The organism is Pyramidobacter porci (assembly GCF_009695745.1).
GTDB lineage: Bacteria > Synergistota > Synergistia > Synergistales > Dethiosulfovibrionaceae > Pyramidobacter > Pyramidobacter porci.
The window spans coordinates 246553-259278 of sequence record NZ_VUNH01000001.1; the positions used below are offsets into that span (position 1 = coordinate 246553).

9 protein-coding genes are annotated in these 12726 nt (G+C 61.1%); 7 read left to right on the forward strand and 2 right to left on the reverse strand.

What is annotated here, in order from left to right:
• The first annotated feature begins 42 nt into the window (after positions 1-42).
• The 4 genes from fusA (at position 43) to FYJ74_RS01215 (ending at position 4634) form a co-directional block, all read left to right on the forward strand.
• Positions 43-2127 carry an elongation factor G gene (fusA, locus tag FYJ74_RS01200; RefSeq protein WP_154527795.1) on the forward strand — a complete coding sequence of 695 codons (2085 nt, stop codon included), beginning with the start codon at positions 43-45 and terminating at the stop codon, positions 2125-2127.
• 93 nt (positions 2128-2220) lie between these two features.
• Positions 2221-2976, forward strand: coding sequence for a triose-phosphate isomerase (gene tpiA / locus FYJ74_RS01205; RefSeq protein ID WP_154527796.1), 756 nt, complete (start codon positions 2221-2223; stop codon positions 2974-2976).
• 101 nt (positions 2977-3077) lie between these two features.
• A complete protein-coding gene (locus FYJ74_RS01210; protein ID WP_154527797.1) occupies positions 3078-3428 on the forward strand; it encodes a hypothetical protein in 351 nt (116 codons plus the stop codon).
• Positions 3429-3650: 222 nt separating this feature from the next.
• On the forward strand, positions 3651-4634 hold the full coding sequence (locus FYJ74_RS01215; protein ID WP_154527798.1) for an NAD(P)-dependent oxidoreductase: 984 nt from the start codon (positions 3651-3653) through the stop codon (positions 4632-4634).
• 71 nt (positions 4635-4705) lie between these two features.
• On the opposite strand, the gene FYJ74_RS01220 is transcribed toward FYJ74_RS01215, so the two are convergent.
• Positions 4706-5620 carry a TIGR01212 family radical SAM protein gene (locus tag FYJ74_RS01220; RefSeq protein WP_154527799.1) on the reverse strand — a complete coding sequence of 305 codons (915 nt, stop codon included), beginning with the start codon at positions 5618-5620 and terminating at the stop codon, positions 4706-4708.
• Between the two features lie 236 nt (positions 5621-5856).
• On the opposite strand from FYJ74_RS01220, the gene FYJ74_RS01225 reads away from it, so the two are divergent.
• From FYJ74_RS01225 to FYJ74_RS01235, 3 genes are read left to right on the forward strand one after another with little or no spacing between them, the layout of a single operon-like run.
• Positions 5857-8961 (forward strand): efflux RND transporter permease subunit, encoded by a 3105-nt coding sequence (locus tag FYJ74_RS01225; protein ID WP_154527800.1) that lies wholly within the window; start codon positions 5857-5859, stop codon positions 8959-8961.
• Between the two features lies 1 nt (position 8962).
• A complete protein-coding gene (locus FYJ74_RS01230) occupies positions 8963-10255 on the forward strand; it encodes a TolC family protein (RefSeq protein WP_154527801.1) in 1293 nt (430 codons plus the stop codon).
• Positions 10252-11340, forward strand: a complete 1089-nt coding sequence (locus tag FYJ74_RS01235; RefSeq protein ID WP_154527802.1) for an efflux RND transporter periplasmic adaptor subunit — start codon at positions 10252-10254, stop codon at positions 11338-11340. Before FYJ74_RS01230 ends, FYJ74_RS01235 begins: the two co-directional genes overlap by 4 nt.
• 57 nt (positions 11341-11397) lie before the next feature.
• Here FYJ74_RS01235 and FYJ74_RS01240 read toward each other — a convergent pair whose 3' ends face one another.
• Positions 11398-12714, reverse strand: a complete 1317-nt coding sequence (locus tag FYJ74_RS01240) for a M18 family aminopeptidase (protein ID WP_154527803.1) — start codon at positions 12712-12714, stop codon at positions 11398-11400.
• Positions 12715-12726 lie beyond the last annotated feature (12 nt).

Genomic DNA, 12726 nt, shown 5'->3' on the forward strand with positions numbered 1-12726 from the left:
TCTGCGTCATCGTCGAAATCATCGAGGAGGTTGGCAAGAGATATGGGAATGAAAACGGAAGACATCAGAAGTATCGCGATTGTTGCTCACGGAAGCGCAGGCAAAACTTCGCTTGCGGAAGCGTTGCTCTTTGACGCCGGCGTCACGACCCGCCGCGGCAGCGTGGAAAACGGGAACACCGTTTCGGATTACACGCCCGAAGAACAGAAACGCCAAATTTCCATAAGCACCTCCCTCCTGAATTACGACTACAAGGGCAAAAAAGTCTTTGTTCTTGACGTTCCCGGCTATGCCGACTTCATTGGCGACCTGCGCGGTTCGCTGCGCGTCGCCGGCTCCGCCGTGATGGTCGTGAGCGCGGTCGACGGCATTGAAGTGCAGACGGAAAAAGCATGGGAGTTCGCGCAGGAATTCGAAACGTCGACCATTTTCTTCATCAATAAAATGGACCGCGAAAACGCCGATTATAACGGCGTTTACGAACAGATCCGCGCCAATCTGACCAAGGGTGCCTACCGCTTCATGCTTCCGATCGGCAGCGAAGATTCCTTTAAAGGCGTCGTCGACGTCCTCAAGGATATCGCCTACGTTTACAACGACGACTCGGGAAAATTCGAAGAGCAGGGGATTCCCGAGGAGATGATCAGCGACGCGCATCGCGCCCGCGGCTATCTCGTGGAAGCCATTGTCGAAGAAGACGAAGAGATGATGATGCGCTACCTCGACGGCGAAGACATCCCCATCGACGAACTGCTTCCCGTCCTGCAGCGCTGCATTTACAAGTGCAAGATCTTCCCGGTCATGCCCGGTTCCGCGCTGAAAAACATCGGCGTCCGCCAGCTCATGGATCTGATCGTCGATTATCTCCCCAGCCCGCTGGAGATGCGCGAGCGTCCGGCAGTCAAGGGAGGGGAGACGGAGATCACGATCAAACCGGACGACGACGCCACGTTCAGCGGCCTGTGCTTCAAAGTCCTGGTCGATCCCTACGTGGGCAAACTTTCCTATATCCGCGTCAATTCCGGCAAACTGACCACCGACGAACCGATCTTCAACGTCAGCACCGGACAGGAGGAACGCGTCAGCACCTTCAAGATCATGCAGGGCAAGGACAGCGTCGACGTCAAGGAAGTCACGACCGGCATGATCGTCGCCATTCCCAAGCTGCAGAGCACTAGGGCCGGCGACACGATGGGCAAGGCCGGCAGCACCGTGCTCTATCCGGCCATCAAATTCCCGCGTCCGGTGTATTCGGTCGCCGTCGATCCCGAGAGCCGGGGCGACGAGGACAAGCTGGGAACGGCGGTGCGCCGTATTACCGAAGAAGATCCCACCGTCAGCTTCGAGAAGAACGCGGAAACGAACGACAACATCCTTTCCGGCATGGGCAATCTCCACCTCGACATCGTTCTCGCCAAGCTGAAGGATCGCTTCGGCGTCAACCTGAAGACCCGCGTGCCGCAGGTCGCGTATCGCGAAACGATCCGCAAGTCGGCCAAGGCGCAGGGCAAGCACAAAAAGCAGACCGGCGGCCACGGCCAGTACGGCGACGTTTATATCGAGTTCAGCCCCCTCGAGCGGGGAGAGGGGTTCGTCTTCGAAGACAAGATCACCGGCGGCACCGTGCCGAGACAGTACATCCCCGCCGTCGAAAAAGGGCTGCGCGAGTGCCTGAACAAGGGCGTGCTGGCGGCGTTCCCGACGGTGGACTTCAAAGCGTCGCTGTATTTCGGCTCGTATCACGACGTCGATTCTTCGGAAATGGCCTTCAAGACGGCGGCGCATCTGGCCTTCAAGAAGGGGATGGCCGAAGCTTCACCGATCCTGCTCGAGCCGATCATGGACGTGAAAGTCATCGTTCCCGATCAGTATCTCGGCGAGATCATGGGCGATTTCAACACCCGTCGCGGCCGTATCATGGGCGTCGACACGCTGGGGCACCTCCAGGTCGTCAACGCGCAGGTGCCTCAGGCGGAGATGTTCCAGTACGCCATCAATCTGCGTTCCATGACTTCCGGGCGCGGAACTTACGAAATGGCTTTCTCGCATTACGATCCCGTTCCCGAAGAGATCACGAAGAAGATCGTCTCCGAGCGCCAGGGTCTGCTGACCGAGGAAGAGGAATAGTTTTCGATTTGACAGAAGCCTGCTTTCCGCATTGCATTCACTCGAAAAGCAGGCTTTTTGACACTCATCAGCGCAGACAAAGCGAGGTCAGGCATGAAAAAAATCTTCTTGTTCGGCAATTGGAAAATGAATCAGAGTCTTCGCGCCACAGAGAATTTTGCCGCTGAGAGCGCCGCGTTCTTTTCAGAACGGCCGGGCTTGAAAGCCGAAACGGAGATTTGCATTTTTCCGCCCTTTGTCCTGATCCCCGAAGCGGTGAAAAACTTCACGAATCTCGGCGTCACCGTGGGGGCGCAAAACGCCAGCGATCATGGCGAAGGCGCTTATACCGGCGAGGTCGCGCCGTCGATGCTGAAGGAAGCCGGCTGTCGGTATGTGATCGTCGGGCACAGCGAGCGACGCCATATCTACGGCGAATCCTCGGAGCTGGTCAACAAAAAAGCGTTGAATTGCCTGACGTCCGGTCTGATCCCGGTGCTGTGCGTCGGTGAAACGCTCGAAGAGCGCGACGCCGGACGAACGACCGACGTCATTTCCGATCAGCTTCGAAAAGGCGTGAAAGACTTTCCCGCCGGCGCGGCGTATGTCGTCGCTTACGAACCCGTCTGGGCCATCGGCACCGGCCGCGCGGCCAGCGCCGAGGACGCCGAGAAAGTTTGCCGCCTCATCAAAGATTCGGTTCGCGTTCCGGTTCTGTACGGCGGCTCGGTCAAACCGTCGAACGCGGCGGAACTCTTCAGCCGGCCGTCGATCGACGGCGGCCTGATCGGCGGCGCTTCATTGAAAGCGCGGGATTTTTTCGCGATCCTGAAGAATTTCCGCGCCGCGGAGCTGGAGGCTGTACTTTAGTCGAAAACCGACACAAGCTCTTCTATAAGCAACATAAGATACATTATAGGACACGATGAAAAATGAAATGACTGGAACAAAATTTCAAGGAGGCATATATAATGGAAGAAAAAACGAAGATCGCCGAATACATCAAAAGTTTGGGTGTAAAGAAAATTGTTCTGATCGTTCTTGGCGTTGTTCTGCTCCTGAACATTTTGGCTACGGTGACGAACAGCCGTTTCGACTCTCTGAAGGCCGAGCTGGATCAGATCAAGACGTCAGCCGTCGGACAGATGCCGAGCGACGAGATCGCCCAGGTCAAAAAAGACCTGGCGTCGATGCAGAAATCCGTCGACGAGCTCAAAGCCTTCACCCAAAATCTTGCCCGCGCCGAATACGACGCCTTCAAAGCCCAGCTTGAGCAGATGAACAAGCATCTTGACGAAATGGGCAAAGTGATCGGCAAATAACACTATTTCTCAATTAAAATGCCGAACACGGAGGCACTGCGGGGAGATTCACACAGCGAGCTGCGCAGACTGCGCAGCGGTCGAGGCAGTCCTGAACGACATTAGTGCTTTCTATCGAGAAATAGTATAAGGTATCTGGCTCAAAGACGAATCCCCGGAAAAGAGACGCTTCTCTTCTGGGGATTCTCTTTATAATGAGCAGGCGAAAGGAATTTTTCAGACATGAAGCCACGTGTGACAGTCATCGAGCCGGAAGGACCCGAAGCATGGTTCGCCGCTTTGAGCGAGATCGCCGAGGTCGAATTTTTCAATCCCCGCGGCCCCGTGCAGCCGGCGGAAATCGACGGTATCCTCGCCCATTCCGCGGCGGTCGTGATTACCTCCGCGACGGCGATATCCAACGATCAGCTGCTGGCGGCGAGCGGACTCAAACTCATCGCCAAGTGCGGCGGGGCCCCCTCCAATATCGACGTCAAATATGCCGCCCGCTGCGGCGTTGCCGTCTCGTGCGTTCCCGGCGCTAACACGACGACGATCGCCGAATATACCGTCATGCTGATTATCGCCGCGCTGCGGCGTTTCGACCTGCAGCTGCCGGTCATCCGCCAGGGCGGCTGGCGCAGCCCTGACTTTCTGCTGGGGCATGACCTGCGCGGCGCGACGATCGGGATCGTCGGGCTGGGAGCCATCGGACGAGAAGTCCTCGACCGACTCGTCCCCTTCGGCTGCCGCCTGCTCGTCTACTCCCCTCATGCCCGGAAGAGCTGCGCGGACGACGCCAGGTTCTCCTTCGTCGAGACTTTGGAAGAGATGCTGCCTCGATGTGACGCCGTGACGCTTCACTGCCGGGTGGACGAAGCCACGCGGGGATTTTTCGACGAGCGCCTTTTCAAAATGATGAAGCCCGGTTCCGTCTTCGTCAACACGGCCCGCGGCGCGCTCGTCGACGAACCGGCGCTCGCCCGGGCGCTCGAAAACGGCCCCTTGTCCGCCGCGGCGGTTGACGTCTTTCAGGTCGAGCCGCCGCAGTCCGGAAATCCGCTTCTTCGCTGCGGCAACGCCCTGCTTGCGCCCCATTCCGCCGGCTGGACCGGCGAAGCGCTGCGGCGCGAGTGCCGCGGAGCCGTTCGCTCTGTTCTCGCCTATTTCCGGCACGAACGAATTCCCGGTTTGCTGAACGAAGAATATATTCGACATCTCCGCTGAAAGGACAACTCTCCACGCCGGCTCCTCCGAGCCTGGGTGTAGAGTGTTGTCCTTTTTGTCTTATAATTATTTTACAAGGCCGGCACGTCGCGTCGAGCCGACAGGAATCGAGCGGCAATGGCGCGTTCCAGCGGTTCTTTCTCCAGAATCCAGGCGGGCGCGACGAGCCGAGAGGGGCGCACTCCCGCCGTCAATCTCTGCAGAACGACGCCGTCGGGCAAACGGCAAAGGGCGTCGACGAGCCGGTCGACGTATTCTTCCCTGCTCAGCGGCGCGAATCGTCCCGACCGATACAGTTCTTCCAGCGCGGTCCCCCGCAGGACGCATAACGGATGGAATTTGAGCGCCTGCACTCCCCTGTCTGTAAGCCACAACGCCGAGCGTGCCAGTTGGTCTTCGAATTCTCCGGGGATGCCCGCGATCAGGTGCGCGCAGACCTGCACGCGCGTTTTGCCGAGGCGGGCAAGAGCCCGCTCCACGACGTCCAGCCCATGCCCGCGGCGCAGCCACTGCAAACCACGCGGATCCGCCGTCTGCACGCCGAGCTCCAGCCAGACTTGACACAGCTCCGTCAGCTCCTGCAGATAATCCAGAACCGGCTCGGGCAGCAGGTCGGGGCGCGTGCTCACGGAAATGGCGCGTACGTTCGCGCCCAAAGCGGCCGCGGCGTCGAGCGCTTCATTGAGCGCCGCGGCGAAGCGTTCCAGCGGCAGATTGGTGGCCGAATAGCTCTGAAAGTACAGAATGATGGAACGAGTGCCGTAATGTTTCCAGGCTCCGGCGATTCCCTTTCTGACCTGTTCCCGCAGAGATATGCCCCGAATGAAGGCGCCGCTGCCGCCTCCCCTTTCGTCGCAGAAAATGCATCCGCCGCCGTGGAGCCCCTGTCGATGGGGGCAGCCGGCTCCGATATCCAGAGAAACTTTCTGGACCCGTTCGCCGAATTGCCGGCGCAAAACGGCCGACCATCGTAACAGCTGTTTCATGAATTTTGCGCTCCTCTGCCGCGCGGAAAAATCGTTTTTTTTCCGGATTCGGCCGCTCTGATCGCATGATCGTCGCGGATTTTGCCGAACGTTAAGCTCTAATTGTCATAATCTACATTGTGTGCGCGTTCAAAATAGAGATATAATTCAAAATCGGAGCCATTATAACTCAAGCAGGGCGAAATTTGCGCGTCTTCGGTCGGGGCGCCGTTCGATGGCGGGAAAGGACGGATAAGATGAAAATTGTCGAAGGTTCGATGCGCCGGCCTGTCGGCGTGATCATCGGCACGCTGGCGCTGATCGTCTTCGGACTGTACGGGCTGTATCAGATCGGCATCGAGCGGATGCCCAACGTCGATATCCCCGTCGTCATGGTGCGCACGACGCTCGAGGGCGCCAGTCCCGCCATCGTCGACAACGACGTGACCGACGTCCTGGAAGCGCGCATCAACACCATCGAAGGCATCAAAAACATCTCGTCGAGCAGCTACGAGGGCCGCTCTTTCATTATCGTCGAGTTCGTCCTCGAGCGCGACATCGACAACGCTGCCGCCGACGTCCGCGGCAAAGCGAGCATGGTGCAGAGCAGCCTTCCCGACGACGCCGAAAGCCCGCAGATCGACAAATTCAACATGGACGACCGCCCCGTCATGTTCATTGCCGTCGAAAATCGAGGACAGACCAACAAACGCGACCTTTCCCGATTCGTCGACAAAGTCGCCCTCGAACGTCTGCAAACGGTTCAGGGGGTCGGCGGCGCCGAAAGCGGCGGTTTTCAGGAACGGCAGATCCGCGTCTGGGTCGATCCGGACAAACTGGAATCGCGCAACCTCACGGCTCTCGAAGTGAAAAACGCGATCCAGAACAAGCATGTGGAGCTGCCCGCCGGTCGGGTCGAGACCGGCGCGCAGGAGTACGGAATCCGTCTTAACGGCGAATATGCCAGCGTCGATGAACTGGCCAATCTGCCGATCAAAAACGTCAACGGCGCCATCATTCGCCTTCGCGACATCGCCCGCATCGAAGACGGCTTTGAAGACGTCAGGAACGTCGCGATCTACAACGGCAAAGACACAATCCTGATTTCCATCCGCAAACAGCGCGGCGCCAACGAGGTCGATCTCGCCGCAGGCGTGAAAAAGCGCCTCGAAGAGCTGAACGCCATCGCGCCGCCGGGCGTGACGCTGAAAGTCGTTCAGGACAACTCCGTCTACATCCTCAACTCCATGCACGGCGTGCGCGACGACATCATCATGGGAATCCTGCTGACCTCCCTGATCATGTTCCTGTTCCTGCGCACCTTCAGGGCGACCGTGGTCACGGTCATCACGATCCCCGTCTGCCTTTTGGGAAGCGTCATCGTCCTTTGGGGCATGGGGCTGACGCTGAACAACATGAGCGCCATGGGATTGTCGCTGGCCGTCGGCATGGTCGTCGACGCGACCACCGTCGTGATCGAAAACGTGCAGCGCCACCGTGAGATGGGCAAGACGGCCCTGCGGGCGGCGCTCGACGGCACCGGCGAAGTAGGCGCTTCGGTCATTGCCGGCGCGGCGACGACGATCGCCGTGTTCCTGCCCGTCGCGCTGATGCCCGGCATGATCGGTCGTTTCTTCAGCTCCTTCGGCACCACGGTGACGGTGACAATCGCCATCTCGCTGCTCCTTTCGGTGACCCTGACGCCGTTTCTGTGCGCCAATCTGTTGGGGCGCATGAAAAAGCCGGCTCGCTGGCAGAACTGGATGGAGAAACCGCTGATCTGGCTCGAGCGCGGCTACGGGCGCGTCCTGAAAGCGGCAGTCCGCCATCGTCTCGTTACGCTGACAATCGCCGTCGGCGCTTTCAGCGCAGGCATTTTCATCGCCGGGAAGCTGGGCAGCGAATTTTTCCCCAACGAAGATCAGGGCCGCTTCAATATCAGCATCGAAATGGCGGCCGACGCTTCGATCGAGAGCACGCTCGCCTTCATGAAGGAGCTTTCCGAAACGGTCCAACAGGACCCGCGGGTTCTGTACACCTACGGCAACGCCGGCGGCGGCGCCGGTTCGGCCGTGTACAAAGGGACGCTGCATGTCCATCTCGTCGACCGCAAGCTCAGGCCCTCGTCCGGCGCGATCATGCGCGAATGGCGCGAAAAGCTCGCCGCTTACAAGGACGTGGACATCAAGCTCGGCAACTGGGGCGGCAGCGATCTGACGCTGGTCATCCAAGGGCCGACCACGGAAGATCTGGCCAAGCTCGGCGACGAGATCAAAGCCGATCTGCAGCGCGAAAAACGCGGTCTCACGGATATCGTCACCGACCTGCAGATGAACAAGCCGCGCATCAACCTTGAACTCAACCGCGCCCTGGCGGACGACCTCGGCGTCAACGTGAGGACGCTTTCGTCCGAGCTCGACGCCTGGTTCGGCGGCACGACTGCCGGCACGTTCAACGACGAAGGGTATCGCTACGACATCCGCATCCGCGCCGACGAACCCGGACGCAACACGCCGGACAAAGTTCTCAACACGCTCGTGCGCACGAACGGCGGCGAGCTGATCCGCGCCGACGGGCTGGTTTCGCCCGTCATGGACATGGCCCCGAACGTCATCAAGCGCTACAACCGGCAGCGTTCCATCCAGATCCAGGCTAATACCGAAGGGATCTCGCCCGGCGAAGGCATTCGGATCATGGAAGAGGTCTTCCATCGCCACGCCCCGCAGAACGGGCTCTTCACGATGACGCCGGCCGGAGATTCGGAAAACATGCGGGAGAGCTTCGGCTACATCCTCACGGGCATCGTTTTCGCCATCGTGCTGGTATACATGGTCATGGCCGTACAGTTCGAATCGTTCCTGCACCCCCTGACGGTGATGTTCTCCCTGCCGCTCATGACCAGCGGCGCGTTCGGCTTCCTCTACCTGATGGGACTGCGCTTAAGCGTCATGAGCCTGATGGGGATCATCCTCCTGATCGGCATCGTCGTCAACAACGCCATCATGCTCGTCGACTTTGCCAACAAGGAACGCGCCAAGGGGCTGGACAAAGTCACGGCGATGTTGAACGCCGGGCCGCTGCGCCTGCGGGCCATCCTGATGACGACGGTCTCGACGATGATCAGCACGCTGCCGATCGCCCTCGGCCTCAGCCTTGGCGGCGAAGTGCGCCAGCCCATGTCGGCGGCCGTGATCGGCGGCCTTTTCACTTCCACGCTTTTAACGCTGCTCGTCATCCCCGTCGTGTATCTGCTGATGGACGATTTCGCCGATTACGTCAAAGGCACAGTGCGCCACGCAAGGGCCGTGCGCCGCGGGCGCGAGATGAAAAAAGCGGCGCTTTCCCAGACGAAAGGAGCGTAACATGAAACGGATTGTGCGGGCGGTTCTTCTTGCGGGCGCTCTCTTCTGTCCCGCCGGGCTGCGCGCCCAGGATCTTTCCATCGAAGAAGCGATCGCCACGGCCTTGAAACAGAGCCCGACGCTCAACGCCCGGCGGCAGGAGCTCAACAAGGCCAAAGGCAGCATCGTGCAGGCCCAGGGAAATTTTCTGCCGCGGCTGAGCCTGACCGGCCAGTACAGCGACAACCGCTCCCCCACCGTCAGCGGCGGTTCGCGAACCGACAGCGTCAGCGGCGGCATCGCGCTGACGCAGAGTCTTTACGCCGGCGGCAGATACACAGCCCAGCAGCGTCAGGCGCAGGCGACGCTGTCGCAGGCGGAGCTCGGCGTGCGGGAGGCGGAAGAGGCGCTGGCCGTAAACGTTTACGACGCCTTTTACGGCGTCATCCTCGCGCGCGAGAAAGTGGCCGCGGCGCAGGACGCCGTGGAAACGTCCCGCACTCACCTGCGGGAAGTCCGGCAGATGCTCGGGGTCGGCCTGGCCAATCAGCTCGAAGTGATCCGCGCCGAGCAGCAGCTCAGCGCCAACGAGGCGGCGCTGGCTTCCAGCCGCGGCGCCTTCGACGCCGAGCGCATCACGCTGCTGAACTTGATGGGGCTGGCGCCTTCCAGCGCGCTGCTCCCCAAGGGCCCCCTCGAACTCGCCGCCCCCCGGGGCACGGCGCAGCAGTCCGTCGCGCTGGCGCAAAAACAGCGCGCCGATGTCGCCATGCTGGAAAAACAGATCGCGATCCAATCGGAACAGATCAAAATCGTCCGCAGCGCCGCCAAGCCCTCTTTCGACCTCAGCGCGACCGCCGACTACTCCGACCCATATCATAACCGGGACGCCGGCGACGACTCCTGGAAAGCGACGCTGACCCTCGAAATCCCGCTCTACGACCGCGGCCAGACCCGCGGTGAGGTCATGAAGGCGAAGGCCGTTCAGGAGCAGAACAAACAGGCGCTGCGGCAGAAAGAGCTGGACGTCCTTTCGGAGATCGAGCTGGCCTGGGTCGAGATCGGCGACAGCGCCGTCCAGGTCGAAGCGCACCGCAAATCGCTGGCATTGGCCCGGGAGACGCTGCGCCTCTCTCAGGTCGGTTTTCGCGAGGGGGTGACGCCGCAGCTCGACCTGCTGGAAGCCCAGTCGAACCTGACGGCGGCGCGCAAGGATTACAGCCAGTCGCTCTTCGACCATCTGATGAAAGTCGTCGCGTTGAAACGCGCCGAGGGAGCCTTGATTGCCTGGACGCTGGAAGGGGAAAAAAGATGAAAAAGCGTTTCTGTCTGATACCGCTGCTGACGCTGGCAATGCCTCTTTTTCGGCCGGCCCCGCTTGCGGCCGCCCCCGCCGGGCCGGCTTATGTGCGGACCAAAGTGCTGCACGCCGACGCGACGATCCGCGAGGGCTTCACGCAAAACACCTCGCTCGAGGCGCTTCAGCGCGTCGTCCTCTATCCGCGCGTCACGGGACGGCTGGAAAAACTGACCGTCGCCAAGGGCGCCGTCGTCGAAAAAGGCCAGCAGATCGCCGTCCTCGCCCACGCCGAGCAGGACGCCCAGATCGCCGCGGCCCGGGCCGCGGTCGCCCGCACTCGCGCCGAGTGGGCCAACGCGCAGATCGAGCTGCAGCGGTACCAACGTCTGAAAAAGGAAGGCTTCAGCACGCAGCAGCTGCTCGACAGCAAAGACACGGCCTACCGAAGTGCCCGCGCGCAGTACGATGCCGCTAAATCCGATCTGGACCGCCTCACGGTCACCCGCGACGAATACATCATCACCGCCTCGATCGCCGGCACCGTGCTGAACGATTACGCCCTCGCCCCCGGCGCCATGCTCTCCCCCAACACGCCCGTGGCGGAACTGGCCGACCTGAACGTTATCAAGGCGACCTTCCGCGTGCCGGAAAAGCGCTTTTATTCCGTCCGTCCGGGCATGTCCGTGCTTCTCTCTCTCGACGCCCTCCCCAGGGAAGAGTTCAGGGCGCAGATCGTTAAAGTCGACGATTACATCGATCCGCAGTCCCGCACCGCTGCCGTGGAAGCGCAGTTGGAGAACGCCGCGGCGGGCGACAAACTCCGCCCCGGCATGTTCGGCCGCGCCTTCGTCGTCGAACGGGAAGCCGCCGGCGCGTTCGTCGTGCCGACGAGCGCGCTGCGCCTCGACCGCGCCGCCGATCCGGAAAACAACGAACTGGTGCTGCACGACCATGGCGCGGCGAAAGTCGTCAAGGTCAAAACCGGCATCTCGCAGGGAGTCGACGTGCAGATCCTGGCGGGCCTGAAAGACGGCGACGAAGTGATCGTCTTCGGCGGCAACGCCCTCAAAGACGGCGATCCCGTCAGGCTGATGCAATAGCGAAAGAGGAAGGAACCGGCACGGTTCCTTCCTCTTTCGCTATCGTTACAACCTCGTTCATTCCAGCTCGATTCGTCCGTCGGCGCCGTGGCGGAAGCTTTTGCCGTAGAACGCGCGCGCGGCTTCGATCAGGTATTCGGCGTCCTTGACGCCGCCCACTTCGCAGCAGCTGTGCATGGCCAGCTGCGGCAGGCCGATGTCGACCGTCGGCACCGACAGGTGCGAACCGCTGATGTTGCCCAGCGTCGAACCGCCCGGCAGGTCGGCGCGGTTGCTGTAGCGCTGCACCGGCACGCCGGCCAGTTCGCACAGCCGCGTGAAGACCGCACCGGAAAGGCCGTCGGTCGTGTACTTCTGCGCGGCGTTGTACTTGATGACGACGCCGCCGTTCAGCACCGGGGACTCGTTGCCGTCGGCGTATTCGGAATGGGCGGGATGGATCGCGTGGGCGTTGTCGGCGGAAATCATGAAGCTGTCGGCGACGGCCGCGCCGCGCTCGTCGGCGCTCATGCCCAGACTTTCGCAGATGCGGCCGACGGTGTCCTCCAAAAAGGTGGAATTGGCACCCTGGCGGCTGCCGCTGCCCACCTCTTCGTTGTTGAAGACGCAGAACAACGGCGCCGAGGCGGACGGTTCGCTTTCGCTCTCGACAAAGCCGGTGTAGCAGCAGAACACGCACTCGAGGTCGTCGAGCCGCGGCGAGGCGATGAACTCTTCGTTCAGTCCCACCAGCGTGCCGGGCGTACGCGGATAAAGGAACAGCTCCGTCGAAACCACGTCGTCCGCGCCGACGCCCGCGGCCTCGGCGACCAGACGGCGGAACGCGCCCTCCTCGCCCGCCGCGGCAAACAGCGGCAGCATGTCGACGTTGGCTTTCAGCTCCACGCCCTTGTTCATTTCCCGGTTCATGTGGATGGCCAGGCTGGGGATGACGAGCAGGTCGCGGTCGATGTCGATCAGTTTGGAGGCAATCCCCGCGCCCTCTTTGACGAAGACGCGCCCGGCCACGGACAGCGGCTTGTCGAGCCAGGAGCGCATGATGGCCCCGCCGTAGCCCTCGACGCTGAGGCGTACCGTATTGCCCGCGGAAGGCACTTCGGCGTTCTGGCGCAGCTTGAACGTCGGCGAGTCGCTGTGCGAGGCCGTCAGCATGAAGCCGCGCAGCTCGCCCGCGGGGAGCCGGAACGCGATCAGCGACGACTCGCCGCGCGTTACGAAATATTTGCCGCCGCGCTCGAGCGTCCATCGTTCGGACTCGCGAAGCGGCGCGTAGCCTTTTTTCCGCAGTTGCGAAGAAAGATTTTCGATCGCCTGGTAACACGTGGGACTGTTGTCGAGAAAGTCGATCAGCCGCCGCGAAACGTCGTTTTTCATGGGGATCCCTCC

What these genes read in the sequence shown, in the direction of transcription:
- FYJ74_RS01225 (WP_154527800.1), top strand. Translation starts at nt 5,857, where the DNA reads ATGAAAATTGTCGAAGGTTCGATGCGCCGGCCTGTCGGCGTGATCATC.
- FYJ74_RS01240 (WP_154527803.1), bottom strand. Translation starts at nt 12,714, where the DNA reads ATGAAAAACGACGTTTCGCGGCGGCTGATCGACTTTCTCGACAACAGT.
- FYJ74_RS01235 (WP_154527802.1), top strand. Translation starts at nt 10,252, where the DNA reads ATGAAAAAGCGTTTCTGTCTGATACCGCTGCTGACGCTGGCAATGCCT.
- FYJ74_RS01220 (WP_154527799.1), bottom strand. Translation starts at nt 5,620, where the DNA reads ATGAAACAGCTGTTACGATGGTCGGCCGTTTTGCGCCGGCAATTCGGC.
- fusA (WP_154527795.1), top strand. Translation starts at nt 43, where the DNA reads ATGGGAATGAAAACGGAAGACATCAGAAGTATCGCGATTGTTGCTCAC.
- FYJ74_RS01210 (WP_154527797.1), top strand. Translation starts at nt 3,078, where the DNA reads ATGGAAGAAAAAACGAAGATCGCCGAATACATCAAAAGTTTGGGTGTA.
- tpiA (WP_154527796.1), top strand. Translation starts at nt 2,221, where the DNA reads ATGAAAAAAATCTTCTTGTTCGGCAATTGGAAAATGAATCAGAGTCTT.
- FYJ74_RS01230 (WP_154527801.1), top strand. Translation starts at nt 8,963, where the DNA reads ATGAAACGGATTGTGCGGGCGGTTCTTCTTGCGGGCGCTCTCTTCTGT.
- FYJ74_RS01215 (WP_154527798.1), top strand. Translation starts at nt 3,651, where the DNA reads ATGAAGCCACGTGTGACAGTCATCGAGCCGGAAGGACCCGAAGCATGG.